At 74.1% G+C, this 25452-nt stretch carries 24 protein-coding genes; 13 read left to right on the top strand and 11 right to left on the bottom strand.

The genetic code is table 11. The annotated features are described in order from the left end of the window. Positions 1-28: 28 nt before the first annotated feature. From ACIGZJ_RS28805 to ACIGZJ_RS28815, 3 genes are all read right to left on the bottom strand, one after another. Entirely contained in the window at positions 29-1168 is a 1140-nt protein-coding gene (locus ACIGZJ_RS28805; RefSeq protein ID WP_396459988.1) for a glycosyltransferase, read from the bottom strand. Next, a complete protein-coding gene (locus ACIGZJ_RS28810) occupies positions 1165-3015 on the bottom strand; it encodes a tyrosine-protein kinase family protein (RefSeq protein WP_396459989.1) in 1851 nt (616 codons plus the stop codon). The genes ACIGZJ_RS28805 and ACIGZJ_RS28810 overlap by 4 nt, the downstream gene beginning before the upstream one ends. 360 nt (positions 3016-3375) lie before the next feature. Further along, a complete protein-coding gene (locus ACIGZJ_RS28815; RefSeq protein ID WP_396459990.1) occupies positions 3376-4521 on the bottom strand; it encodes a glycosyltransferase family 4 protein in 1146 nt (381 codons plus the stop codon). Between the two features lie 305 nt (positions 4522-4826). Between ACIGZJ_RS28815 and ACIGZJ_RS28820 the strand changes: the two genes are divergently transcribed. The 6 genes from ACIGZJ_RS28820 (at position 4827) to ACIGZJ_RS28845 (ending at position 11270) form a co-directional block, all read left to right on the top strand. Further along, positions 4827-5936: a glycosyltransferase family 4 protein gene (locus tag ACIGZJ_RS28820; RefSeq protein ID WP_396459991.1), complete on the top strand. Its 1110-nt coding sequence runs from the start codon at positions 4827-4829 to the stop codon at positions 5934-5936. Positions 5937-6094: 158 nt separating this feature from the next. After that, positions 6095-6766: a thiol:disulfide interchange protein DsbA/DsbL gene (locus tag ACIGZJ_RS28825; RefSeq protein WP_396459992.1), complete on the top strand. Its 672-nt coding sequence runs from the start codon at positions 6095-6097 to the stop codon at positions 6764-6766. Positions 6767-6999: 233 nt separating this feature from the next. Then, positions 7000-7905 carry an ABC transporter permease gene (locus ACIGZJ_RS28830; RefSeq protein ID WP_396459993.1) on the top strand — a complete coding sequence of 302 codons (906 nt, stop codon included), beginning with the start codon at positions 7000-7002 and terminating at the stop codon, positions 7903-7905. Then, a complete protein-coding gene (locus ACIGZJ_RS28835; protein ID WP_396459994.1) occupies positions 7895-9094 on the top strand; it encodes an ABC transporter ATP-binding protein in 1200 nt (399 codons plus the stop codon). The genes ACIGZJ_RS28830 and ACIGZJ_RS28835 overlap by 11 nt, the downstream gene beginning before the upstream one ends. Positions 9095-9096: 2 nt before the next feature. Continuing rightward, positions 9097-10296 (top strand): glycosyltransferase family 4 protein, encoded by a 1200-nt coding sequence (locus tag ACIGZJ_RS28840; protein ID WP_396459995.1) that lies wholly within the window; start codon positions 9097-9099, stop codon positions 10294-10296. Positions 10297-10391: 95 nt separating this feature from the next. Then, positions 10392-11270 carry an alpha/beta fold hydrolase gene (locus tag ACIGZJ_RS28845; protein ID WP_396459996.1) on the top strand — a complete coding sequence of 293 codons (879 nt, stop codon included), beginning with the start codon at positions 10392-10394 and terminating at the stop codon, positions 11268-11270. An 88-nt stretch (positions 11271-11358) separates the two neighbouring features. Here the strand turns inward: ACIGZJ_RS28845 and ACIGZJ_RS28850 are convergent, their stop codons facing one another. Together ACIGZJ_RS28850 and ACIGZJ_RS28855 are read right to left on the bottom strand one after the other, a co-directional pair. Next, positions 11359-12108, bottom strand: a complete 750-nt coding sequence (locus ACIGZJ_RS28850; protein WP_396459997.1) for an SAM-dependent methyltransferase — start codon at positions 12106-12108, stop codon at positions 11359-11361. A gap of 24 nt (positions 12109-12132) precedes the next feature. Beyond that, positions 12133-13311 carry a glycosyltransferase gene (locus ACIGZJ_RS28855; protein ID WP_396459998.1) on the bottom strand — a complete coding sequence of 393 codons (1179 nt, stop codon included), beginning with the start codon at positions 13309-13311 and terminating at the stop codon, positions 12133-12135. Positions 13312-13329: 18 nt separating this feature from the next. On the opposite strand from ACIGZJ_RS28855, the gene ACIGZJ_RS28860 reads away from it, so the two are divergent. Further along, positions 13330-14118, top strand: a complete 789-nt coding sequence (locus ACIGZJ_RS28860) for a glutamate racemase (protein ID WP_396459999.1) — start codon at positions 13330-13332, stop codon at positions 14116-14118. Positions 14119-14151: 33 nt separating this feature from the next. Here ACIGZJ_RS28860 and ACIGZJ_RS28865 read toward each other — a convergent pair whose 3' ends face one another. The 5 genes from ACIGZJ_RS28865 to ACIGZJ_RS28885 all read right to left on the bottom strand — a co-directional run bounded on the left by ACIGZJ_RS28865 (position 14152) and on the right by ACIGZJ_RS28885 (position 19218). Continuing rightward, positions 14152-14823 (bottom strand): isochorismatase family protein, encoded by a 672-nt coding sequence (locus tag ACIGZJ_RS28865; RefSeq protein ID WP_396460000.1) that lies wholly within the window; start codon positions 14821-14823, stop codon positions 14152-14154. Between the two features lie 174 nt (positions 14824-14997). Beyond that, positions 14998-15981, bottom strand: coding sequence for a GlxA family transcriptional regulator (locus tag ACIGZJ_RS28870; RefSeq protein ID WP_396460001.1), 984 nt, complete (start codon positions 15979-15981; stop codon positions 14998-15000). A gap of 743 nt (positions 15982-16724) precedes the next feature. Then, entirely contained in the window at positions 16725-17123 is a 399-nt protein-coding gene (locus tag ACIGZJ_RS28875; protein ID WP_396460002.1) for a hypothetical protein, read from the bottom strand. Continuing rightward, positions 17120-17554 (bottom strand): MarR family winged helix-turn-helix transcriptional regulator, encoded by a 435-nt coding sequence (locus ACIGZJ_RS28880; RefSeq protein WP_396460003.1) that lies wholly within the window; start codon positions 17552-17554, stop codon positions 17120-17122. Before ACIGZJ_RS28880 ends, ACIGZJ_RS28875 begins: the two co-directional genes overlap by 4 nt. 293 nt (positions 17555-17847) lie before the next feature. Beyond that, the gene (locus tag ACIGZJ_RS28885) at positions 17848-19218 is read right to left on the bottom strand and encodes a polysaccharide deacetylase family protein (RefSeq protein WP_396460004.1); all 1371 of its coding nucleotides are present in this window, start codon (positions 19216-19218) and stop codon (positions 17848-17850) included. Between the two features lie 398 nt (positions 19219-19616). On the opposite strand from ACIGZJ_RS28885, the gene ACIGZJ_RS28890 reads away from it, so the two are divergent. The 6 genes from ACIGZJ_RS28890 (at position 19617) to ACIGZJ_RS28915 (ending at position 24385) form a co-directional block, all read left to right on the top strand. Beyond that, positions 19617-19889 carry a hypothetical protein gene (locus ACIGZJ_RS28890; protein WP_396460005.1) on the top strand — a complete coding sequence of 91 codons (273 nt, stop codon included), beginning with the start codon at positions 19617-19619 and terminating at the stop codon, positions 19887-19889. 341 nt (positions 19890-20230) lie between these two features. Next, positions 20231-21163, top strand: coding sequence for a polysaccharide deacetylase family protein (locus tag ACIGZJ_RS28895; protein WP_396460006.1), 933 nt, complete (start codon positions 20231-20233; stop codon positions 21161-21163). Continuing rightward, positions 21156-22358 (top strand): glycosyltransferase, encoded by a 1203-nt coding sequence (locus ACIGZJ_RS28900; protein ID WP_396460007.1) that lies wholly within the window; start codon positions 21156-21158, stop codon positions 22356-22358. Before ACIGZJ_RS28895 ends, ACIGZJ_RS28900 begins: the two co-directional genes overlap by 8 nt. 43 nt (positions 22359-22401) lie before the next feature. Further along, on the top strand, positions 22402-23145 hold the full coding sequence (locus ACIGZJ_RS28905) for a sugar transferase (protein ID WP_396460008.1): 744 nt from the start codon (positions 22402-22404) through the stop codon (positions 23143-23145). A gap of 94 nt (positions 23146-23239) precedes the next feature. Then, positions 23240-23887: a NeuD/PglB/VioB family sugar acetyltransferase gene (locus ACIGZJ_RS28910; protein WP_396460009.1), complete on the top strand. Its 648-nt coding sequence runs from the start codon at positions 23240-23242 to the stop codon at positions 23885-23887. A gap of 9 nt (positions 23888-23896) precedes the next feature. Further along, positions 23897-24385: an NUDIX hydrolase gene (locus tag ACIGZJ_RS28915; RefSeq protein ID WP_396460010.1), complete on the top strand. Its 489-nt coding sequence runs from the start codon at positions 23897-23899 to the stop codon at positions 24383-24385. Between the two features lie 66 nt (positions 24386-24451). Here ACIGZJ_RS28915 and ACIGZJ_RS28920 read toward each other — a convergent pair whose 3' ends face one another. Further along, positions 24452-25381, bottom strand: a complete 930-nt coding sequence (locus tag ACIGZJ_RS28920) for an NAD-dependent epimerase/dehydratase family protein (protein WP_396460011.1) — start codon at positions 25379-25381, stop codon at positions 24452-24454. Positions 25382-25452: the final 71 nt, after the last annotated feature.

Below are 25452 nucleotides of genomic sequence, written 5' to 3' on the forward strand. Positions count from 1 at the left end.
TACGGCGGGTGTGCGGGCGCACGGGATTTCAGTGCTGCAGGACCTGCTCGTACACCGCCTCGACGGCCTGCTGGGCGCCCGCCACGTCGAAGCGCCCGGACCGCTGCCGGGCCGCCGCGCCGAGCCGGGTCCGCAGCTCCGGGTCGGCGGCCAGCCGGCCGAGGGCGTCGGCCAGGGCGGCCGGGTCGCCCGGCGCCACCAGGAAGCCCTGCCCGCCGTCGTCCAGCACCTCCGGCATGCCGCCGACCCGGGTGACCACGGACGGCAGGCCGCTGGTCATCGCCTCCATCAGGGCCACCGGCAGACCCTCCTGGTGGGAGCTGAGGGTGAACACGTCCAGGGCGGGCAGCAGGGCGGGCACGTCCGGGCGGGAGCCCGCGAACAGGACGCTGCCGGTGAGGCCCAGCTCGGCCGCGCGGGCGCGCAGTCGGGCGTCCAGCGGTCCGGCGCCGATCAGCACCAGGCGGGCGCCGGGGTGGCGGCGGCGCAGCGCGGCGTGCGCGGCCAGCAGGGTGGCCTGGTCCTTCTTCGGGGTCAGGTTGCCGACCGTGCCGACCACGAACGCGTCCTGCGGCAGTCCGAGTTCGGCGCGGGCCGCGGTGCGGGCGGCCGGGCCCTGCGGGGCGCCGCCGAGGTCCGGGCCGTGGTGGACGACGTGCACCCAGGCGCCGGGGCGGCGGCGGGCGGGCGGGATGGTCCGCTCGACGGCGTGCGAGACGGCGATCACCGCGTCGTTGCGCCGGTAGGTGAGCGCGTTGGCCCAGCGGGTGACCGGGCGGTAGCGGTCCCAGACGTTGTGCTCGGTGTGCACCAGGCGCGGCGTGCCGCCGGCGCCGAGCCCGAACGCCAACAGGCGGGCTGCGGCGGCCGGTACGGGCATGTGGGTGTGCACCAGTCCGTAGCGGCGGGCGGCCAGCAGCCGTCGCAGCCGCAGCGGCCAACGCGGGTCGGCCCGGCCGGGGGTGCCCGGGACGCCGCCCAGGCAGTGCACCCGGACCCCGGCCTCGGTGAGGGCGGGCGCCAGTGCGTCCTTCCACGGCAGCACGTACGCGACCTCGATCTCGTAGCGCTCGGTGTCCGCGTGACGTGCGCAGTTGACCAGCAGTTGCTCGGCACCGCCGCGGCCCAGTCCCTTGGCCAGCCAGAGCACCCGGGTGCGTCCGCTCACCGCTCCTCCGCCTCGCGCAGCAGGGCCGGTTCGTCGTGGTCGCCGCCGCCGGCACCGCCGTGGCCGCCGGACGCGCCCTGGCCGCCGGCTGCGTGGTGGCCGCCCTGCCAGCTCGGCCCGCTCAGCCCTTTCTGTCCGCCCGGCCCGCCGCGGCCGTTGGCGCCGCCGCCGGCGCTGCGCCGGGCCCAGCTCGGCCCGGACCGGTCGGTCGACGGGGCCGGGGTCGTGGCGCGCGGCAGGGCGGGCTGCACGGACCGGGCGCCGAGCGGGCCCGGGCCGCCGCCGCCCGTGGTGCGCCGCCGCCGCCCGGACGCGCCGTAGGTGCCGAGCAGTGCCACCCCGGCCACCGGCACCCCGGTACGGGAGAGCAACTCCGCGACCCGGTCGGCCTGTTCCGGCGTGACATTGCCGCTTCGCACCGCGACCAGCACCGCGTCGGCGTGCTGGACGAGGTCGTACGCGTCGTTGGCGTGCAGCAGCGGGGAGGTGTCCACCAGGATGACGTCCGCCTGCAGACGGGCCCGGCGCAGCACCTCGCCGGCCCGCAGGACCAGCGCGGCGGGGTAGGCGGTGGTGTTGCCGCCGGTGATCAGGAAGACCCCCTCGACATTGGTCGGGCGGATCAACTCGTCCAGTTCACCGAGCTGTTCGCCGCTGAGCAGCTCGGCCATCCCCGGGCCGCCGCCCACCCCGAGGTGGGCGTGCGCCTGCGGGTGGCGGAAGTCGCAGTCCAGGACGAGGACCTTGCGCCCGGTCTCGGCGAGCGCGGCGGCCAGGTTGGCCACCGTGGTGGTCCGCCCGTCGCCGCTGCGGCCGGAGGCGACCAGCACCACCGGGGCGGGGTTGGCCAGTCGGCGGGAGACCGACTCGGCGCCCTCCCGGCCGGTGTGCCCGGCGGGCAGTGCGAGCGTGTCCGGGCCGGTCAGCAGCAGGGTGGAGCGCAGCGAGCGGTACGCCTCGGCGGCCGGGTCGGAGGGCCTGGCCCGGACCAGCGGCTCGCGCAACCGCCGCAGCCGGCGGGAGAGTTGCGGCACCTCGCCGATCACCGGCAGGTTGAACGCCTCCTCGACGGCGTTGCGGGTGCGCAGCCGGGTGTCCATCCGGCTGAGCATCAGCGCGGCGACGGTGCCGAGGGCCAGGCCGAGGGACACCGCGAGGCCCAGGCGCAGGCTGCGGCTGGGCGAGGTGAGCAGGTTCCCGGCGCCCTGCCGGGCGTCGATGCTGCCCCACTGCTGGATGGCGTCGGTCTGGGCGCCGTTCTGCAGCTTGCTGATCGCGGTGAGGGTGGCGGTCAGCGAGGTGGAGGCGGCGGTCAGCTTCGGCAGGAGTTTGGGCTGGTCGGCCAACGAGGAGCGGCTGTACTGCTGCTGGATGTCGTCGAGTTGCTTCTGCTGCCCGTCCGCCTGGGCCTGCAGCTTCCTGATGGTCTCGGCGGCGCTCTTGGCGGACTCCTCGCTGAAGCCCTTGATGATCGCGGCCGAGTACGCGGAGGCCAGGTCGGAGCAGGACTGCTGGGTCGGTCCGGTGGTGGCGATCGACAGCATCTGGGCGCTGTCGGCGGTCACGGTGCGGCGGGCGATCACCGCGGCCGCGTCGGCGATGCCGAGCTGCCTGGCCGCCGCCGTCGCGACGTCCGAGCCCTGCGCGTACGAGAGCACCTGGTCGGCCCGCACGGTGTCGCCGGCCCCCGCGACCGGCGTGATGGCGACCTTGCACTTCCATTTGGCGTTGTCCACCGTGTCCCCGGCCGGGGTGAGCACCCAGCCGACGACCAGCGCGGCGAGCGTGCAGCCGACGAGCAGTCGCCAGTACCGCCGCAGGACGGTGAAGTGGTTTGCCGGTTCCACCGGTTGGATCCCCTCGCGTTCGTGGTGCGGTGGTGCTGTGGAACTCCCACCCGGGGGCGGCCCGTGGGGGAGCGCGGCGGTCCGGGTGCTGCCAACCGTCCCTGTACCGTCAACCGTCCCTGTGCCGTTAGCCGCCCCTGTGCCGTGACGCAGGCACGGTGGAATCCCTCGGCTGATGTCGCAACTCGCCCCCTGACGACGCGCTCCCCCGCGGCGGCGCGCGTACCGGGCCCGCCCTCGGCCCGCCGCTCCCGCCGGTCCCCCTGCGATGCTTGCCGAGCCGCGACGTGCGGCGCAACCATTTTGGCGATACTGGGCGCCGTTGGAGGCCGACCGGGAGCCGGCAGGGGCCGAATCCGGTCAGATCGGGCGCAGTCGCAGTGAGCGCTCGTAGAACTCGACCATCTGCACCGACACCTGGTGCAGGGTGAACGACGTCAGGAACCGGGCCCGGGCCGACTTCGCCCGCACCCGTGCCGCCGCCCGGTCGTCCAGGGTGTCGACCAGCGCCGCCGCCAGCTCGGCGGGCCGCTCCGGCGGCACCAGCCGGGCGTAGTCCTCCGAGCCGACCGTCTCGCGCAGCGCCGGGACGTCCGCGCAGACCAGCGGCACACCGACGCCCATCGCCTCCATCGCCGCGCTGCCCAGCCCCTCCCAGCGGGACGGCACCGCGAACGCGTCGGCGGCGGCCATCAGGTCGAAGACGTCGCCGCGCGGCCCGAGGAACCGCACCTGGCCGGCCGCCCCGGCGAGCGCCTCCAGCCGGGCCGTCTCGCCGCCCTCGCTGCCCGCCAGCAGCAGCACCGCCTCCGGCTCGGCCCGGAGCACCGCAGGCCAGGACTCCAGCAGCACGTCCAGGCCCTTCTGGTACTGCTGGCGCGCCGCCGCCAGCACCACCGGCACGTCCTGCGGCAGACCGAGCGCCGTCCGGACGGCGGCCCGCCGGGCCGGGGTGACGGTGCCCAGCAGCTCCGGGTCGCGCCCGCGCGGCACCACGTCGATCCGATCCGAGGACACCCGCAGCCGGCGGGCCATCGCCCCGGCCACATGCCTGGTCAGCGCATGGAAGCGGCGGGTGCCCTGGGCGGTCGCCGCGTCCACCGCCTGCGCGGCGCGGACCTTCCACGGGCTGAGCCCGCGCGCGTGCCGGTGCTCCGGACCGTACGAGGAGTTGACCAGGCTGGACACCACCGGGGTCCGGGCCGACAGCGCGGCCGCCCGGCCGAGCACGTCCGACTCGTACAGGGTGGTGTGGACGAGCTCCGGACGGCGCTCGCGGATCAGCCGGTGCAGCGCGGTGGCCGTCCGCCCCCGGGTGGCCCGGCCGACGCCGAACACGTCGACGCCCGCCGCGGTCAGCTCCGGCTGGAACCCGCCGGGCGAGTCCTTGAGGTACGCGACGTCCAGTTTCACGCCGGCCCGAACCAGTTGGGGGGCCATCGCCACCAGCCCCTGCTCGGCCCCGCCGACCCGGCTGACGCTGTCGATCACGTAGAGCACATGCACCGGCCAACCCCCGCCCTGATGGGCGCGGCCGGTCTCCCATGCCGGCCGGCACCCTGACTGCCGATCAGCATCGCAGGTGGCGGGTGCGGCCCGCCAGGGAATCGGTGAGCCGGGCCGTCCGGTGTGGGGCAGGCGGGGGGCGGTCGAGAGCGGCCAAGGGTGCGAAACAGGGCGCACAAGCACCCGCACCGGCGTACGACCGCACGAAAACGGCGCCCGTCGGGGCAGGCGCGCCGGTGCACGGGCCACCACCGGCTGGCGCGAAGGGGCTGTACCGCGCCGGGGCCTGTGCCAAGGTCGTCCCCATGCCCGACGCTACGTCGGCCAAGACGGCCGGAACCCGCCCCCGCATCCTGCACCTGATCACCGACCCGCGCCGCCGCGGCGCCCAGAACCTCGCCCGGGACCTCCACCGGGAGCTGCGCCGCCGGGGCCAGGCCTCCGCCCTGCGCGCCCTCGCCCCGCACCCCGACGCCCACCCCGACGCGCCCGACACCCTCGCCACCACCGTGCTCGGCCCCGGCCGACTGCACCCCGCCACCCTGCTCGCCCTGCGCTCCGCCGCCCGCACCGCCGACCTCGTCCTCGCCCACGGCTCCAGCACCCTGCCCGCCTGCGCCCTCGCCCTGGCCGGCACCCGCACCCCGTTCGCCTACGTCTCCATCGGCGACCCCCGGCACTGGACCGCGGGCCCCGTCCGCCGGCTGCGCACCGGCACCCTGCTGCACCGCGCAGCCGCCGTCACCGCCCTCGCCGACGAGGCCCGCGCCGTCCTGCTGGAGCGCTTCCGGCTGCCCGCCGCCAAGGTCCGCACCATCCCCAACGCCCGCGCCGCCGACCGCTACCCGCCCGCCGCCGACGAGGACGAGCGCCGCGCAGCCCGGCAGGCGCTCGGCCTGCCGGGCGACGCGCTGCTGGTCGCCTGGGTCGGCGCGATCGCCCCGGAGAAGCGGCTCGACCTGGCGCTCGACGCCCTCGACCGGCTGCCGGACGTCCGCCTCGCGGTGGCCGGCGACGGTCCGCTGCGGGCCGCCCTCGAACAGCACCCGGCCGCCGCCCGCACCCACTTCCTCGGCACCCTCGCCGACCCGGCCCCGCTCTACCGGGCCGCGGACGCGCTGCTGCTCACCAGCGACAGCGAGGGCGTGCCCGGCGTCCTGATCGAGGCCGCGCTGGCCGGGGTGCCCGCCGTCGCGACCGACGTCGGCTGGGTCTCGACGGTCGTCCGGGACGGTGCGACGGGTGCGCTGGTCGCTCCCGGCGACCCGCTCGCCCTCGCCGAGGCGCTCGCCAAGGTGCTGGCCGGCGACCGCGCCGGGTACGGGGCCGCGGCCCGCGAGCACGCGCTGGCGCACTTCGAGCTCGGCGTGGTGGCGGACGCCTGGCAGCGGCTGTTCGCGGAGGTGGCGCGCTGATCCGGGTGCGCTGACGGGATGCGTCGGGTCGGGTCGTACCGTGCCGGGTCGGGCTGTCGGCGGGGCCGCCGGCCGGCCTGCGCCGAACGGGCGAATCCCGGCCCGGCGGCACCGGCCGAACCTGCCGGTAACGAAACGTCACCGCCACACTTCGCGGTGTGAAATCACTACTGAGGTCCACCATTCTGCTCGCCGTCGCCACCGGGATCGCCGCATCCCCCGTCCAGGCCGGCGCCGTCACCCAGGAGCCGCCCCGCGAGGGCGCCCAGTACGCCCGGCTCGACCACCCCCAGCCGGTGCGCGAGAGCGCCCGCACCGAGGCGATCGAGTTCTTCTGGTACGACTGCGGACACTCCCAGAAGCTGGAGAAGCCGCTCCAGGCCTGGACCGAGAAGCACCGCGCCGACGTCAACCTGCGCCGGGTTCCCGCGATCTGGCAGGGCAGCCCCGAGGAGAGCGCGCAGCGCGGTCACGCGCGCCTGTACTACACGCTGGAGCGCCTCGGCCTGGTCGAGCGGCTGCAGGTCAGCGCCTTCCGCGCCGTCCACGACAACGAGCAGGACGTCATCACCGAGGACTCGGCCGCCTCCTGGGCGGTGAGTCAGGGCGTGGACGCGCAGCAGTTCCGGAACGCCTACCGCTCCACCGAGGTCCAGCAGGCCACCGAAGAGGCCGCCGCACTGTTCGTCCGCTACGAGATCAACGAGCTGCCGACCGTCGTCGTCCAGGGCGAGTACCGCACTTCGCCGACCAGGGCCGGCGGTGTCGAGGCGATGCCCGACGTCCTCGACCAGCTCGTCCAGCAGGAGCAGTCCCAGCGCCGGCACTGACCCCGGACCGACTCGGGACCGGCTCGGCACGGCCCCGGGACCGGCCCGGGACCAGCCCGGATCCGGCTGGTGCCGACCCGATCACCTTCACTGAACCGACCCCCCACAACCACACTCTGTGCCAGAGTGGACGCCGGGCCGCACCGCTGCGGCGCGCAGCCGTGTGAGCGCGGAACTGCCGTGGCGGCGGGCCCACTTCTCGATACCGGCGGTACCGGAGAGAGCAGGGGTCCGTGGGGGGACAACGCGCGCAGCTCGTCGGCGAGCACGAACGCCGGACGGCGGCCGGACCGGGGCGGCCCGCGGTCGCCGACGGGCCGCCGCCCGAACTCGTCTTCAAACGCCGGTTGCGCCCCGTGCAGGTGGCCCGGGAGCTCTGGGGGGCGCGGGAGCTGGTCCGCGCCCTGGCGGAGCGCGATCTGCGGGCGCGGTACAAGCAGGCGGTACTCGGCTTCGCCTGGGCGGTGCTGACCCCGCTCGCGCTCTGCGCCATCTTCACGCTGGTGTTCCGCCGGGCCGTGCACGTCGACACCGAGGGCGCGGCGTACCCGCTGTTCGCCTATGTCGGCCTGATCGTCTGGCAGTTCTTCTCCAACACCATGAACCAGGGTGCGCTGAGCCTGGCCAACAACCTCAGCCTGCTCAACAAGGTGTACTGCCCGCGGGAGGTCTTCCCGCTGGCGACCATGCTCGTCGCCACCGTGGACATGCTGATCGGCACCGCCGTCCTCGGCGTGCTCTTCCTACTGTTCTGGACGGCCCCCTCCGCCACCCTCCTGTGGGTACTGCCGCTGCTGGCCGTCCAGTTCGCCTTCACCTACGGCGTCGCGCTGGTCCTCTCGGTGGCCGTGGTCTATCTGCGCGACGTGCGCCACCTGCTGCCGATCATCACGCAGATGGGCGTCTTCGCCACCCCGGTCGCCTACCCGCTGGGGCAGATCCCGCCGGGCCTGCAGGAGCTGTACGTCGGCCTCAACCCGCTCGGCGCCGTGATCGAGGGCTACCGCAACGCGCTGCTGTACGACAGCGCACCGGACTTCACACTCACCGCGATCGCAGCCGCCTCCTCGGTGGTGTTCCTGGTCGGCGGCTATCTGCTGTTCAAGAAGCTGGAGACGGGGATCGCCGATGTCGCCTGACCAGACCCTCCCGTTGGGCACCATCCGCACCGAGCAGGTGTGGAAGCGCTTCAAGGCCGACCAGCAGCGGATGCTGCTGCGCGACAAGGTCGAGTCGATGGCCCGCCGGCTGCGCGGCGAGAAGGGCGAGGACTGGCGTTGGGCGCTGCGCGACATCAGCATGCACATCGAGCCGGGGGAGTCGGTCGGCCTGATCGGCTCCAACGGCTCGGGCAAGTCCACCCTGTTGAAGATGCTGACGAGGGTCATGTACCCGTACGGCGGCATCATCGACGTGCGCGGGCGGATCGGCGCCCTGATCGAGATCCGGGCGGGCATCCACCCCGACCTGACGGGTCGTGAGAACATCTATCTCTTCGGCGCGTTGCTCGGCCTGCGGCGCCGCGAGGTGGCCACCCGCTTCGACGACATCGTCGAGTTCGCCCGGCTCGGCGGCGCCATCGACCGGCAGGTGAAGTTCTACTCCTCCGGTATGCAGATGCGCCTGGGCTTCGCCGTGGCCGCCTACCTGGAGCCCCATGTGCTGCTGGTGGACGAGGTGTTGGCGGTCGGCGACGCCGTCTTCCAGCAGCGCTGCCTGGACCGGATGCGCGAGGTCGCCGAACAGGGCACCACCATCGTCTTCGTCTCGCACGACCTGCCCGCCGTGGAGTCCATCTGCCGGCGCGGCATCTGGCTGGAGCAGGGCTCGGTGCGGGTGGACGCCGGCATCAAGGAGGCCATGTCCGGTTACCGGGACAGCATCGAGGCGCAGTCCGAGGCCGGCGCCCGGACGGGCGAGCCGCTGCAGCTGCTCAAGCACGAGGTCCGGGGGGAGGGCCGCGACAGCCTCACCACCGACGAGCCGATGACCGTCGAGCTGACCCTCGGCGGCGACTACCGGGGCGACGCGACCCTGCACCTGGGTGTCAGCGAGGGCACCTCCAGCCCGATCTTCCAGATCAGCCACGAAGTCCGGCTCACCGGCGAGGACCACCAGGTGGCCTGTGTGATACCCAGGTTGCCGGTGCCCCGCGGCAGGTACACGCTCTGGGCGGGCGTCTACGGCATCGGCCGCACCGATGGCGGGACGCTGATGAGCTGGCACTCGGTCGGCCAGTTCGACGTGTTCGGCCCGATGTTGGACACCCCGCCGCGCGCCGTCGTGCTGGCCGCGCCGGTGTTCGTCCCGCACCGCTGGGAGGAGTGACCTTGAGACCTGTCCGGGTGCTGGTCCATCTCAACAACCTCGCCCTGGGCGGGGCCCAGCTCAACGCGGTCGACATCGCCCGCACCCTGCGCGAGCGCGGGCACGACCCGGTGCTGTTCGCGCAGGGGGTGGCCGGCCCCGCCCCGCTGGTGGAGGTCGCCGCCGGGCACGGTCTGGAGGTGGTCGTCGCGGGCGGGCCCGACAGCCCGCACGGCGAGGTCCGCCGCCGGCTCGGCCGGCTGGCCGCCGAGCACGGCAGCCAGCTGCTGCACGCCTGGGAGGTCCGGGCCGCCCGCAACTCCTACTTCGGGCCCGGGCGTTACGGTCGGCTGCCGGTGGTCTCCACGTTCTACGGCATCCGGATGCTGCGTGGCCTGCCTCGCCACCAGCCGCTGGTCCTCGGCCTGGGCGCGCTGTTGGGGGACGGCCGGGCCTTCGGCCACCGGGACGTCAGCCTGATCGAACCGCCCGTGAACACCGCGGCGGACGCGCCCGGCCAGGTGGACGGTGCCGCGTTCCGCCGCGAACACGGCATCGCCGACGACGAGTTGCTGCTTGCCATCGTGACCAGGCTGGTGCCGGCGCTGGAGAAGGACGCCGGCGCCGAACTCACCGTGGAGGCCGTCCGCCGGCTCGCCGACCCGCGGGTGCGGCTCGTCGTCGTCGGCACCGGGCCCAGCCTGGCCGCCCTGCGCGCGCGGGCCGCCGCGGTGAACGCCGAGCTCGGGCGCCAGGCGGTGCTCGTCCCGGGCCCGTTGGCCGACCCGCGCCCCGCCTACCAGGCCGCCGACATCGTCCTCGGGATGGGCGGCTCGGCCCTGCGCGGCCTGGCCTTCGCCAAGCCCGTGGTCGTCCACGGCGCGGCCGGGTACACCGCGGTCCATGAACCGGGCCCGCTGGTCGAGCCGCACGCCTCGCGCTGCATGTACGGCTTCGGGAGCGGCGAGCGCTCGCCGGACGCGCTCGCCGGGCAGCTGCGCCCGCTGCTCGACGACCCGGACCGGCGGGCCCGGCTCGGCGCCTGGGGCCGGGAGTGGGTGGTCGGGCGGTTCTCGCTGGACAGCGTCACCACCGCGTTCGAGGAGTTGTACGCCCGGGTGCTCGACCACCCGGCGGGGGCGGCCGGTTGGCTGCGCGACCTGGAGCAGATGGTCCGGTACGAGTTCACCAAGCCGGCCGTGCTGCGGCTGTTGGGGCGGTGACCCGGGCGGCGTGCGTGGCGGTCTGAGTGGCGGCCTGAGCGGTCAGCTAACGCCAACTGGAGACATTTAACGTTATCCGTGGTTGGATGTGCGGTATGACAGAGCTGACGATCCCGCACATCCGGCACCGCTACACCGACGTCGACGGGCTGCGGATCTTCTACCGGGAGACCGGCCCGGCCGATGCGCCGGTCCTCCTGCTGTTGCACGGATTCCCGTCCGCCTCGCACCAGTTCCGGCGGCTCTTCGACGTGCTCGGCACCCGCTACCGCCTGATCGCCCCGGACTACCCCGGCTTCGGCCACAGCGACAGCCCGGCGCCGGCGGACTTCCGCTACCGGTTCGACACGCTGGCGGACGTGGTCGAGGGCTTCTGCCTGTCCCTCGGCCTCGACCGGTTCGCCCTGTACGTCTTCGACTTCGGCGCCCCCGTCGGCCTGCGGCTGGCCACCCGGAGGCCGGAGTGGATCACCGGCCTGGTGGTCCAGAACGGCAACGCCTACGAAGAGGGACTTTCGGACCTCGCACGGGAGTTCATCGCCAACCGGCACGGCGTCGAGGGCGCCGCCGAGCGGGCCCGCGCCATCCTCACCCTGGAGGTCACCCGCAGCCAGTACGAGGGCGGCACCGAGGACGCCGAACTGGTCGCCCCCGACGGCTGGACCCTCGACCAGCACTTCCTCGACCTGCCCGGCCGCAAGGACATCCAGGTCGAACTCGCCCTGGACTACCACTCGAACCTTGAGCTCTACCCCGCCTGGCAGGAGTGGCTGCGCACCCACCGGCCGCCCACGCTGATCGTCTGGGGGCGCAACGACGCGTTCTTCACCGAGCCCGGCGCCCGCGCCTTCCTGCGCGACCTGCCGGACGCCGAACTGCACGTCCTCGACACCGGGCACTTCGCGCTGGAGGAGAGGCTGCCGGAGATCGCACCGCTGATCGACGACTTCCTGGCCCGTACCCGGAAGCCGTAGGGCGCGGCCCTCGATTCGCGCCCGGCGGGGATCGTCGGACACGGCCGGGCGGTCCGGATCCGGTGTCAGTCGGGACCAGGACGGACCGTCAGTCGGTGCGGCGCAGCAGGAGGGTGACGAAGCCGAACGTTCCCCGGTAGCCGCGCAGCCACTCGGTGCGGTGGCGGTCGGCGGCCGCGCGGGCGTCCGCCGCGTCCGGGTGCTCCGGGTGGTCCAGCGCCCACGCGGCGAGCGAACCCGTCCAGGAGAACTCGTAGTCGTCCCACTCCTGGGGGCTGCTCACATAGCCGTACACCGGCGTCCAGCCGTCCGCGATCACCTGGTCGGTGGTGGTCGCGAGATCCGCGAAGTCCTCCCGGGCGGCGCCCAGTCCGTCCAGGGCGGGCTGGGACGGCTCGCGCTCCCAGAAGCCCTCGCCGACCAGGACCAGCCCGCCGGGCGCCAGGTGCCGGCGGGCCGCGGCCAGGGTCGGCAACAGGCCGCCGAAAGCGTGCGTCGCGCCGACGTTCAGGACGAGGTCGAAGGGCTCGGCGGCCTTGAACTCCCCGGCGTCCGTGTGGTGCAGACCGATCCGCCGCTCGACCCCGAGGGCCTGCGCGGTCTCCCGGGCCCGGGTCAGCGCCGCCGCGTCCAGATCCACCCCGACGGCCTGCCAGTCCGGGCGCGCGGTCAGCAGGCGGACCAGCCAGGCGCCCTCACCGCAGCCGAGGTCCAGCGCCCGGCCCGTCCCGGTGTGGGCGCTCGCCCGGTCGAGCAGCCGGGCCACCGACTCGTCGGTGATCGGCGCGGCGATCGGATGGTGGACATGGGCGAGCCGGGAGATCGTTTGACGGTCCATTCGAACAGTCTGGACCAACCCGGCTCAGTATGTGCGCCCTTTCCAGGCGGCTCCGCGACCGCGCCAGTGCTGGACCGCCGAGTCCACCGTCATCACCAGGTAGAGCGAGGCCGTGAACGGCAGCAGCAACGCGCCCGGGGCGGGCAGGCGGTAGTAGCGGAGCATCGGCAGGAACGTGCCCGCCATCAGCGCCCAGGCCGCGCCGCCGGCCGCCGCCACCGCCCAGTCGGCGGTGGCCAGCCCCGCCACGGTGGCCGCGGGCGGCACCAGGTACACCAGCACCAGGCCGAGGACCGTCCCGGCCAGCAGCAGCGGCGAATGCCTCAGCTGCGCATACGCGCTGCGCGACACCATCCGCCACAGCTGGGCCAGGCGCGGGTACGGGCGCACGCTGTCCACCTGCTCCGCCAGCCCCAGCCAGATCCGGCCTCCGGTCGACTTCACCGCGCGGGCCAGCGAGACGTCGTCGATCACCGCCCCCCGGATCGCCGCCACCCCGCCCGCCCGTTCCAGCGCCTCGCGCCGCACCAGCGAGCAGCCGCCCGCCGCCGCGGCCGTCCGGCTCCCCGGGCGGTTGCTCCGGCGGAACGGGTAGAGCTGGGCGAAGAAGTAGACGAAGGCCGGCACGATCAGCCGCTCCCAGCCGCTCTCGGTCCGCAGCCGGGCCATCTGGGACACCAGGTCGAGGCCGTTGGTCTCGGCGGCCGCGACCAACTCGGCCAGCGAGTCCGGACCGTGCGCGATGTCGGCGTCGGTCAGCAGCAGGTACTCCGGGTCCGGGCCGGCCAGCTCCACGCCGTGCCGCAGCGCCCACAGCTTGCCCGTCCAGCCGGAGGGCAGCGGGGGAGGGGTGATGACGGTCAGCTCCAGGCCCCCGGGGGAGGCCAGTGCGGCGGCGAGTGCGCCGGTGCCGTCGCCGCTGTGGTCGTCCACCAGGATCACCCGGGCCCGCCCGGGGTACTTCTGCGCGAGCAGGGCGGGCAGGCTGACTGGCAGCACCTCGGCCTCGTCGCGGGCCGGCACCACGATCGCGACCTGCGGCCACCGGGCCGGGGGCCGACGCGCCGGGAGACGGATGTCGGTGCGCCAGAAGAGGCCGTGGCAGCACGCCAGCCAGAGCCAGACCAGCAGGGAGAGCAGGGCGATCCACAGCAGGACGGTCACCTGGGCAGTCTGCCGCACAGGGGGCCCGGAGCGGGGCATCGACTAAAGTCTTGCTCTGTGAAGATCGCACTGATGGACTCCGGAATCGGCCTGCTGGCCGCCGCCGCCGCGCTTCGGAAGCTGCGCCCGGACGCCGACCTGGTGCTCTCCTCCGACCCCGCCTCGATGCCGTGGGGGCCGCGCACGCTCGAGGAGGTGACCGCGCTGGCGCTCGGCTGCGCGCGGGCCGCCGCCGCCCTGGAGCCGGACGCGCTGGTGATCGCCTGCAACACCGCCTCCGTCCACACGCTGGCCGCGGTGCGGGCCGAGCTGGAGCCGGGACTGCCGGTCATCGGCACGGTGCCGGCCGTCAAGCCGGCCGCCGCCCTCGGCGGGCGGGTGGCCATCTGGGCGACCCCGTCGACCACCGGCAGCGCGTACCAGCGCGGGCTGATCCGTGACTTCGGCGGGACCGCCGAGATCACCGAGGTCGCCTGCCCGGGGCTCGCGGACGCGGTCGAGCACGCCGACGACGCAGCCATCGACCGGGCCATCGCCGCCGCCACGGCCCGCACGCCCGCGGGGACGGCGGCCATCGTGCTGGGCTGTACCCACTACGAACTGGTGGCCGACCGCATCCGGGCCGCCGTCGCCCCGCTGGCCGCGCCGGGGCTCACGCTGCACGGCTCCGCGGAGGCGGTCGTCGCCCAGGCGCTGCGCAGGGTCACCGGGCCCGCCCGGCTGGGAGGGGGCACGGTGACCGTGCTGCACGCCGGGCGGCCGGTGGCCCTCTCGCCGGCGGCCGCGCGCTATGCGGAGGGGCGCGCCCTGGTGGGTGCGGCGCCTGCGCCGGCTCCTGCGGGCTGACCGTTGGGAGCGCCGTCGTTCTGATCGGTGAGGTCAGGCGACGGCGTGGTCCGCGGCTGTGTGTTCGGCTGTGTGTTCGGCGGTGGGCTTGTCGGTGGGCTTGTCGGTGGTGAGGTGCTCGACGGTGGGGGCCACCGTGCCGAAGAGGTCGGCGATGGTGGTCAGGCTCGCCGTCTGGAGGGTGGCGGCGGGGACGAGGGTGCCGTCGGGCGCCGTCAGGGAACGGGTCGCGGTCGCCTCGGCGACGACGGTCGGCCGGTAGCCGAGGTAGAAGGCGCCCTGGGCGGTGAAGGTGACGCACATGTGGGTCATGAACCCGGCCAGCACCAGATCCGGTCCGGCCCCCAGATCGCGCAGGGTCTGCTCCAGGTCGGTGCCGTGGAAGGCGTTGGGGACCTGCTTGACCACGACCGGCTCGCCCTCGATCGGCGCCACCTCGGGGCTGATGGCGCCGATCTCGGCGCGGACGTCGTAGGGGGTGCCCTCGCCCCCGTCGTTGAGGACGTGGACGACCCGGGTGCCGGCCGCGCGGGCGGCGGCCAGCAGGCGGGCCCCGGCGGCCAGGGCCGCCTCGGCGCCGTCGAGGGCCATGACGCCGGTGCGGTAGGTGTTCTGGAAGTCGATCATCACCAGGGTGGTCCCGTCGAGGCGGGGCAGCGTGTTGTCGAGGCCGATGACATCGCGCAGGGTGGCGGAGGCGTTCATGGGCAGAGGGTCCTTTCGGATCGGAAATCGGCATGGCGAAGCCGCGGGAGCGGGTGCTCGCAGGCCGATGGGGTCGGGACGTCGAGAGGTTGGGACGTCGAGAGGTTGGGACGTCGAGAGGTTGGGACGTCGAGGCTTGGACGTCGAGGCTTGGACGTCGGTGGCTCGGGTGGGTCAGGAAACCGTGCGGAAGCGGCGGCGGTAGGACGCCGGGGTGGTGCTGATCTGCTTGCGGAAGGCGCGGTGAAGGGTCTCCACCGACCCCATGCCGACGGTCGCCGCGATCCGGTCCAGCGGCTGGTCGGTGGTCTCCAGCAGACGGCGGGCCGCCTCGACCCGGGCGGCCTCCACGTAGGCGGCCGGACTGCTGCCGGTCTCCTGGCGGAAGACCCGGGCGAAGTGGCGCTCGCTCAGGCACATGCGTTCGGCCAGTGCGGGCGCCGACAGGTCCTCGTCGAGGTGCTCGGTGATGAACACCCGCAGCTCGTCGATGTCCCTGCGGGCAGGGGCGGGCCGGCTCAGCGGGACGCTGAACTGGCTCTGGCCGCCCTGCCTCCGGAGGTACATCACCAGCTGCCTCGCCACGGCCAGCGCCAGCTCCTCGCCGTGGTCCTCGGCGACCAGGGCGAGTGCCAGATCCATGCAGGTGCTGATGCCCGCGCCGGTCCACACCCGGCCGGAGCGGACGAAGATCGGGTCGGCGTCGACCCGTACCTCCGGATGCTCGGCCGCGAGCTGCGCCGCGGTCGACCAGTGGGTGGTCGCCCGCCGCCCGTCCAGCAGCCCGGCTGCGGCGAGCAGGTGTGCACCCACGCACACCGACGCGATCCGCCGTGCGTGCGGAGCCGTGGCCCTGACCCACTCGACCACGTTGTCGTCGACCCGGGCGACCGGGCCGTCCGGGCGCAGGTCGACCGCGCCGGGCACCAGCAGTGTGTCCACTGCGGCGCCCACGTCGGCGAAGGCCAGGTCCGCCATCAGCCGCACGCCGGCCGAGGTGACGACCAGACCGCCGTCGGGCCCCGCCAGACGGACCTCATAGGCCGCCCGACCGCCGGCCTCCCGGTTGGCCAGGGCGAAGACCTCGGCCGGGCCGGTGACGTCGAGCAGGTCGACATCAGGGAAGACCGCGATGACAACGCGGTGAGGGGTGGGCATGCACCCATCGTGTCGGCATCGCCCGATGACTGCAATGACGGCGATCTGTCACATTCGGCCATCGGGTGCCGGGAGGTGAAACATGTAGACCGGTCTATGGTTTTGCCCGTTGCCCGTTGCCCGTTGCCCGTTGCCCGTTGCTCGCCAGGCTGCCCCGCCGGCCTGCCCGTCTCGCCGAGTCTGCCGGCCCGCGTGGGTGGGGTGGGGACGTGTCGCGGGACTCGTTGCGCAGGAAGTCGGACCGGCCGACTTCCTGCGCGCTGGCCACGGGGGAATGAATATGTAGACCGGTCTACTGAGTTTTGCCCCGGCCCACGTTGGGCCAGAGTGTGGGGGCGGGGGCATGGCCTAGGAAGTCGGGCCGGCCGACTTTACGTGCGCAGCTTCCAGGGCCACGGATATGTAGACCGGTCTACTGAGTTGCGGTGCCGGTGCCATTGCCAGTGCCGGTGCCAGAGCTGGTGCAGGTGCAACTGGAGCGGGCCGCGGGGCCCCCGGCATGGAAAGTCGGGCGGGCCGACTTCCTGTGTGGTCGCGGCCGCGCGGCAGAGGCAATATCGGTAGACCGGTCTACATATTCGGTCGCCGCGAAGCCCTCGGGGGCGGTGAATATGTAGACCGGTCTACCTACTGGACCGCGAACGCAGCGAACGTGCACGTGCGGCCCGCCAGGCCCGGACGGCCGCCGCCCGGCGAAGCCCCGATCCGGTGCTCCCCCCGGGGCGTTGCCGGTGGGTGGCGCTCTACCAGGGGAAGGGGGTGAGGTCAGGCTCGACCCAGCCGGTCTTCGCCGCCTCGCCGGCGAGGGTCTCCGGGCGGTAGAAGCGGGTCGGCAGGTCCTTGTCGAGCAGGGTGGGGTTGCGGTCGGCGAACGCGGTGAAGTCCTCCTCCCCGTGCTCGGCGGCGTGGTGGCCGATCAGCTCGACCCAGGCCTGGGTGAGGGTCGCGTGGTACTTCTCGGGCTTCCCCGCCTTGCGGGCGGTGCGCTGGATGCCCTCGCTGACCAGGTCGGTCGCTGCCGGTACGCCGAAGCGCCGGATGGCCAGCCAGGTCAGTCGGACGTGCTCCCGGTGGCCGAACCCTCCCGCGGTCGCGATCACTTCGGCGATCAGGGCATCGAAATCGGCGGGTCGGGCGGTCATGAGGACACCTCGGTCAGGGCTTGCAGGGCGGCGCGGAGATGGGTGAGCGTCTCGGTCGGCAGGCCGGCGAGTGCGCGGCGCTCCAGGTCGGTGACGGTCTGGCGGATCGTGGTGGCTGCCGCGCGTCCGGAGGCGGTGAGTTCGACGAGTACGGCGCGGCGGTCGCCTGGGCGGGTGCCGCGGGTGATGTGGCCGCGTCGTTCCAGGCGGTCGAGGATGCTGGTCAGCGTCGTGGGGCGGGTGCCGACGGCTGCGCCGAGTTCGGAGACGGTCCGACCCCGGCCGTCGGCGAGGTTGGCGAGCGCGTTGATCTCGGAGGGGGGCAGGTCCAGATCGGCCAGCTCGGCGGCGAGTACCTGCAGGGTGGCGTGGGTGGCTCGCTGTAGTGCGAGCAGGGGCGACCACTCGGGTGGCGCGGATTCGGATGTCACGGTTTCGGACTATACGATTTCGTATTATCTACCGCAAAGCCGAACCCCCGCAAAGCCGAACCCCCGCGGAGCCGAACTCGCGGAGCCTGACCGCTTGCGCTGTCCGTCAGGCCTTCCGACCCGGCCCACCCAAGATTCACTAGACCGGTCTACATATTTCCAGCCGATGCGCCCCCGCCGCGAAGAGCGCATGAGCGAACCGAGCGCCCGGCCGGGAGTGGGAAGTCGGACCCGCCGACTTCCCACTCCCGCGGAGACCCCGACGCAGAGCCGCTCCCGCGCACGGCTCAGGCTCAGGCGACGGCCTGGCCGCGCCAGCGGCGGTAGGCGGGTTCCAGGCCGGAGAGGATGGTGTCGAAGCGGCGGGAGCTGGTCGTCGAGTCGACCTGGAGGCGGCTGATCTGAAGGGGGTGATCGGGCAGTCGGGGGCCGAGTCGGTGGTCGGAGAGGAAGCCGAGCCGGTAGCCCAGCTCCTGCAGGACGGTTTCCGCACGCGGGTCGTGGCCGCCGTCGGGGTACGCGAATGCCACCGGCGGCTCGCCCAGCCAGCGGGTGAGTGCCTCGTGCGCGCCGGTGATCTCCGCGCGGACGGTGACGTCGTCGCACCGGCCGAGGCACGGGTGCCCCTGGGTGTGGTTGCCGATCGCGACCCCGCCCTCGCGCAGGGCGAGCAGGTCGGCGGGGGTGAGCTGTTCCTGGCGGGGCGGCCGCCGGTCGGCGCTGACCCGCAGCTCCTGCAGACTGCGGCGCCGGTCGGGGTCGGGCATGGCCTTCAGTCGGGGCAGCAGCTGCGACGGGTGCCCGCAGTCCAGCGAGCGGGCGCGCCCGCCGTGCCGGGCGAGGAAGTCCGCCTCGTGCCACCAGAACGGTTTCTCCGTCCCGATCAGTTCGGAGATCACGAACGCGGCGGCCGGGATGCCCCGGTCGTTGAGTGCGGGCAGGGCGTGGGTGAGAACGCTGCGGTCGGCATCGTCGAAGGTGATCAGCACGCTGCGCGCCGGCAGCGGGCGTCGTTCCGCGACGGCCTGCTCGACCGCGGCCAGCGAGATGGGGGTGGCGAGTCTTCGTAGCCGGTCCAGCTGGGCGCCGAAGGAGCTCGGATCGGTCACCCCGTGGTAGGCGAGCACCGCCAGCCGCTGCGCCGCGCGGGCCCGGAACAGCGGCTGGACGGGGGCGAAGCGCAGCCATTCGCCCCGACCGTCCGAGCGGCAGGCGGGCGGCTGCGCGGCGTGCCGCCCGGTGGCCCGCTGGTCGAAGGGGGTCGGCTGGTCGAAGGCGGCCGGCTGGTCGACCGTGCCCGGCCGGGGTGCGAGGGCCTCCGGGGCGGACGGGGTCGCGGGGGCGGGCCGGACCGCCGGAGCCACCGGGGCGACCAGCGCGGTCGGTTCCGTCGGGGCCGGTTGCGGTGCCCGGGCCGGTTGCGGTGCGCGGGTCGGCTGAACCTGGGGCAGATGGGACAAGAGGGACTGCGGCGAATGGGGCGGGTGCGCCGGCATGCGCACCGCGGACAGGCCGGCTCCGGCGGAACTGCCCGCGGTGCCGCCGGGGATGGCGGGCATGGCCCTGGAGGCCGATCCCCTGGCGCGGGCCTTGCCGGCCCTGGCCGGGGTGGTGTCGGCCAGGGCGGCCGTGAAGGTCGACGTCGTGGACTGGGACTGCGGCACGGTTCCCCCTCGGTCGCCGATGCGGCGTGGCGGTACCGTCGGAGGACGGAGCCCGGCCTCCGACACCAGGGGGCGGCGGCTCCGCCCCCTGGGCTCTCCGGTCTGCGGCGGGGACTCCCAACCCGCGCCACGGACGGCTCCTGGATCGCTCAATGTAGTGGAGACCCGCACTCCGCGTAGATGGTTGTACCGGACCGTCAAGGATTTTTCATGAACCTGGAACGGACCTGAATCGGCCCGGGTTTGGGAGGCGATCGGGCGCCCCGGAATGCACCGAATGTGCGTCCGGTGCACGAACGACCGCCTCGGTGCCCGACCGCGTCGGTTGCTCAGCGTGACCATGCTGTCCCGTTCCGGGCAGGCTGCCTCCGGCGCTCCCCGGGGGTACCTTGGGACTCATGGCAGACGCGGAACGTGATCATCTCCACCCGCACGGTGCGACCCGGATGGCGCGCGTGTGGAGCGGCGGCGCCCTGGTCACCCACCAGATCCCGCTGGCGGCGGTAGGCCTGGCCTGTCTCGCGGTCGGCATCGTGGTCGCCGTGGAGGTGCCGGACAGTGGCGGTCCGGCCTGGGCGATGGCGGTCGCCGGCTGCCTCGCGGCGGGCGTGTTGCTGCTCGGCCGGATCGCGTTCGCGCTGCTGCGCTATCGGCGCGGCGCCACGCTCTGACCTCCGGCCGTCCGGAGCCGCCGACACGGCGGCAGCCGCGGTCCCGCCGCCGGCAGGCCACCTTCCCAGCCCGCCCGAAGCGTGCGCCGGGGAGCTCTCGCCCGGTGGTAGGAGAGCGCCGGCGCCACCTGAATAGCCGATCGAGCCCAACCGGTCAGATCGGCCGGTTTTCGGCCCATCTGCTTATCCCTTCTCGCTTCTTTCACAATTCCGGGCCATCAGCCCCACAGTTCCCCCTACTGTGAATCCCGTCCACCGCACCAACTGCGGCGGACGCATGGCCACTTGACGGCGCCGGGGAGGGTGCCGCAGAGGCGGACAGCACAGCCCGAGGGGGAGCGATGAGCGGCACCGCCGTGCCCGCGTCGGCAGACACCGGCGGCGACACCCGAACCGCCGACACCACCAAATCCGCCAACACCACCAAATCCACCGAGACCACCGGCACCAACGGCCCTGCCGACACCAGCGGCGGCATCCGCGCCCAGGTCAAGCGCCGGCTGGCCGCCCGGGTCGGGTCCCGCCCGGGCGAGGGCGCCACCGTCCTGATCTACCACCGCGTCGGCGGCGGCAGCCCGGACGAGCTGGACGTCACCACCGCCGCCTTCACCGCCCAGGCCGACCTGCTCGCCGAGCTGCCGCCCGGCCGGGTGGTCTCCCTGGACGAGGCCGTCGACCGGATCGAGGCCGACCGCCGCACCCCCAGCACCGTGCTCACCTTCGACGACGGCTTCGCGGACGTGTACGAGAACGCCTGGCCCCTGCTGCGCGAGCGCTCCCTCCCGTTCACCGTCTACCTCGCCAGCGGGCACGTCGGCGGCGAGATGCGCTGGGAGGGCTCGACCGCCAAGACCGCGGGCGCCCCGGCGCTCAGCTGGGAGCAGCTGCGCGAGATGACCGACTCCGGCCTCTGCACCGTCGCCAACCACACCCGCAGCCACGCCCGCCCCGAACTGCTCTCCACCGCCGAGCTCGACGCCTGCAACGACGACGTCGAACAACACCTCGGCCTGCGCCCGCGCCACTACGCCTACACCTGGGGCGTGCCCGTCCCGCACATGGAGCCGGCCCTGCGAGCCCGCTTCCGCACCGCCGCCACCGGCGAGGTCGGCCGCAACACGCCCGGATTCGACCCGGTGCGGCTGTGCCGGGTACCGGTCCGCCGCACCGACCCGATCGAGTTCTACCGCGCCAAGCTGTACGGGCGGCTGATCCCCGAACGGGCCTACGCCCGGATCGTCGCCACCGCCAAGGCGGTGGGCGCCCGTGCCTGAAGCCCGCACCCCCGAACCGCGGACGCCGCCGCCGCGGCTGCGCGGCCCCGGCGGCCGCCCGCTGCGCGTCGCCCACCTCACCACGGTCGACATGAGCCTGCAGCTCCTCCTCGCCACCGAGCTCAAGGTCGACCTGGAGGCAGGCTTCGAGACCTACGGCATCAGCGCGCCCGGCCCCTACGTCGACCAGCTCACCGCCATCGGCGTCCGCCACGAACCCCTGCACAACCTCACCCGCGCCTGGCAGCCGCGCGCCGACGCCGCCGCCGCCCGCGAGCTGCTGGCCGTCCTCGACCGGCTGCGCCCCGACGTCCTGCACACCCACAACCCCAAGACCGGTGTGCTCGGCCGCGTGCTCGGCCGCCTCGCCCACGTGCCGGTCGTCGTCAACACCTGCCACGGCCTCTGGGCGCAGGCCCACGACCCGCTCGCCAAGCGGGCGTTCGTCCTCGGCGCCGAGGCCTTCGCGGCCCGCTTCTCGCACGCCGAGCTGTACCAGAACGGCGAGGACCGGCGGACCCTAGCCCGCGCCGTCCCGGCCCGCCGCTCACGGGTCGTCGGCAACGGTGTCGACCTCACCCGCTTCGCCACCGACCCCGGCGACCGTGCCCGTACCCGCGCCCGGCTGCGCGCCGAGATCGGTGTCGGCCCGGAGGAGCTGCTGGTCGGCGGCGTCGGACGGCGGGTCGCAGAGAAGGGCATCGGCGAGTACGCCGAGGCGGCCCGGGCGCTGGCCGGCAAGGCCCGGTTCGTCTGGATCGGCCCGGACGACCCCGACAAGCCCGACGCGCACGGCGCCGAGTCCGGCGTCGAGTTCCTCGGCACCCGGGCCGACATGCCCGCCGTGTACGCGGCCCTCGACGTCTTCGTCCTCCCCTCCTACCGGGAGGGCTTCTCCCGCTCCGGCATGGAGGCCGCCGCCGGCGGCCTCCCGATGGTGCTCAGCGACATCCGGGGCTGCCGGGAGATCGGCACCCACGACGAGCACCTCCTCCTCACCCCGCCCGGTGACGCCCGGGCCCTCACCAGCGCGCTGGACCGGCTTCTCACCGAGCCCGGCCTGCGCGAACGGCTCGGCGCCGCGGCCCGGCACCGTGCCACGGCGCACTTCGACCAGCGCGCCGTCGCCCGGGTCTCGCTGGAGACCTACGCGGCCGTCGCCCGCGCCAAGGGACTGCCCTGGACGGTCGACTGAGCCCACCAGCACCCACCACACCGCATCAGGGGGAAGGACCGTCATGAAGCGAGGGGGGGACCTCGCGGTCACCGTCCTGGCCGGAATCGTCGCGATTCCGCTGGGATTGCTGATCGCCCTGCTGATCCGCTGCACCATGGGCGGACCGGTGCTCTTCCGCCAGACCAGAACCGGTTGGCGCGGCAAGGAGTTCGCGATCCTCAAGTTCCGCACCATGCGGGACAGACGCTTCCCCGAGGAGCCGGACGCACCGCGCATCACCTGGCTCGGCGACCTGCTTCGCAAGACCAGCCTGGACGAGCTGCCGCAGCTGTGGAACGTCGTACGCGGCGAGATGGGCGTGATCGGGCCCCGGCCCACCCTGCCCGAGCAGGTCGTCCACTACTCCCGGCGCCAGCGCGGCCGCCTCGACGTCCGGCCCGGCCTCACCGGCTGGGCCCAGGTCCAGGGGCGCAACTCGATCACCTGGCCCCAGCGCATCGAGCTGGACCTCTGGTACGTCCAGCACCGTTCGCTCCCGCTCGACTTACGGATTCTCGCCCTCACCGTCAAGGTGCTGCTGCGCCCCAGCGGTGTCACCGCCGCCGGCGGGGTCAACCCCGGCTTCCCCGCGCCCACCGAACCGGCCGCCACCACGGCCGCGACCTCGGCCGTCACCACGGATACCGCAGGTGCTGCCGCAGCCGCTACCGCTCCCAGGCCGCGGCAGACCATCAGCCTGCCCCGGCAGGCCACCTCCTCCCGCCTCGCACCGCCCGTCCGCACCGCCGTCGAGGAGGCGTCCTGAACCCGTCGGCCGAGGATCCGACCCGCAGGGGTCTCCAAAGAGGCCGCACCGACCCGACCGGGCGGCTGCGACCGGCTGGGGCAGGATGACCGCCATGACCGCCATGACCGCCATGAGCGACGAACAGCGAGAGCTCTGGATCGCCGGCGCCGGGGGCGTCGGCCGCGAGGCGCTGGACACCGCGCTCGCGGCCGGCGTCCCGGTGGCGGGCTTCCTCGACGACCGGCAGCACGGCGCCACCGTCCGCGGCCTGCCCGTCCGCAGGCCCGACACCCTGCCGCCCGGCGCCCACTACCTGGTGGGCATCGCCGACCCGGCCGTCCGACAGCGGCTCACCAGCCTGCTGGACGGCCTCGGCGCGGTGCCGGCCACCCTGGTCCACCCCCGGGCGATCGTCGCGCCCGAGACCGTGCTCGGCCCCGGCTGCCTGGTGATGGGCGGCGCCTACGTGTCCAGCAGCGTGCGGCTCGGCGCGCACAGCCAGGTCCACTACAACGCCACCGTCGGCCACGACAGCGTGCTCGGGGAGCGGGTGACGGTCTATCCGGGCGGCAACGTCTCCGGCGCGGTCCTGCTCGCCGACGGCGCCACCGTCGGCAGCAACGCCGTCGTGCTCCAGGGCCGCAGGATCGGTGCGGGCGCCTTCGTCGGCGCCGCCGCCGTGGTGACCCGGGACGTGCCGCCGGGCGAGGTGGTCGTCGGCTCGCCGGCCAGGCCGCTGCGCACGGGAGTTCCTGGATAGGCTCGGGGCATGGCCATCCCCCCGTTCCTCGCTGAACTCCGGTCCCTTGTCGGTACCCGCCCCCTCTGGCTCAGCTCCGTCGTCGCCGCCGTCTTCGACGACGAGGGCCGGGTCCTGCTCGCCCAGCGCACCGATGACGGCCGCTGGGCGCTGCCCGGGGGCATCCTCGACCCCGCGGAGCAGCCCGCGGACGGCGTGGTGCGCGAGTGCCTGGAGGAGACCGGCGTCATCGCCGTTCCGGAGCTGCTCGCCTCCGTCGACGTCTCGCCCGAGGTGGTCTACCGCAACGGCGACGTGACGCAGTACCTGAACCTCACCTTCCGCTGCCGTGCGGTGGGGGGTGAGGCCAGGGTCAACGACGAGGAGTCGCTCGCGGTGGGCTGGTACGCCCTGGACGCGCTGCCGCCGATGACGGAGTCCGAGCACCAGCGGCTGCGGCAGGCGCTGGAGTGCCGGGGCCCGGCCGCCTTCGAGTGGGAGGGCAAGGAGCGGCCCTGACCGGCCCCCGTCGCGCGATCGGCCGCCGGACGCGCCGAGCGGCGGCCAAAGTGCACCGAGCGGCCGTCAGAGCGTGCCGAACCACTCCGCGGTCCGCTCCAGCCCCTCGCGCAGCGGCACCGGCCTGACGTCCGGAAACAGCTCGCGCAGGCGGGAGTTGTCCGCCTGGGAGTCCCGGACGTCGCCGGGCCGGGCCTCGGTGTGGGCCACCTCGACGGGGTGGCCGAGCACCGACTCCAGCTCGCCGACCAGCTCCAGGAGCGTGGTGCGGGTCCCGAAGGCGAGGTTCACCGGGTCGGCGTGCACCACCCGGCGCAGCACCGCCTCGGTGATCACCTGGGTGACGGTGCCGATGTAGGTGAAGTCCCGGCTCTGGCCGCCGTCCCCGTGCACGGTCAGCGGGCGGCCGGCCAGCGCGGCGTCGAGGAAGGCAGGCACCACGGCCGCGTAGGCGTGCCCGGCGGGCTGCAGCGGGCCGAACACGTTGAAGAACCGCAGCGGCAGCACGCCCAGGCCGTAGCAGTGGTGGTAGGCCGCCAGATACGCCTCGGTGGCCAGCTTGCTGACGGCGTACGGGCTCATCGGGGCGGTGCGCATCGTCTCGCGCTTGGGCAGCTCGCGGTTGGCGCCGTAGACCGAGGACGAGGAGGCGGCGGCCACGTACGGCCCGCCGGCCCGGCGGGCGGCCTCCAGCACCTCCAGCGTGCCGGTGGCGTTGGCGTGGTGGCTGGCCAGCGGGTCGCTCACCGAGCGCGGGACGGAGGGCAGCGCGGCCAGGTGGACCACCGCGTCGGCACCCGTGAACGCCTCGTCCAGCAGGGCGGGTTCGAGGATGCTGCCCTCGTAGAGCACGGCGTCGGTACCGGCCAGATTGGCCTTGCTGCCGGTGGACAGGTTGTCCACGACCCGGACCTGGGCCACCTCGGGGCGGGCCAGCAGGGCCCGGACCAGGTTGGCCCCGATGAATCCGGCTCCGCCGGTGACGACCACGCGCATGGCTGAGGCTCCCCCCTCCGACCATCCGGCCCGCTCGGCCGGCCCTGTGCCGATGGTAGCCGGACGGTCAC

The organism is Kitasatospora sp. NPDC052868, assembly GCF_044547105.1.
GTDB lineage: Bacteria > Actinomycetota > Actinomycetes > Streptomycetales > Streptomycetaceae > Kitasatospora.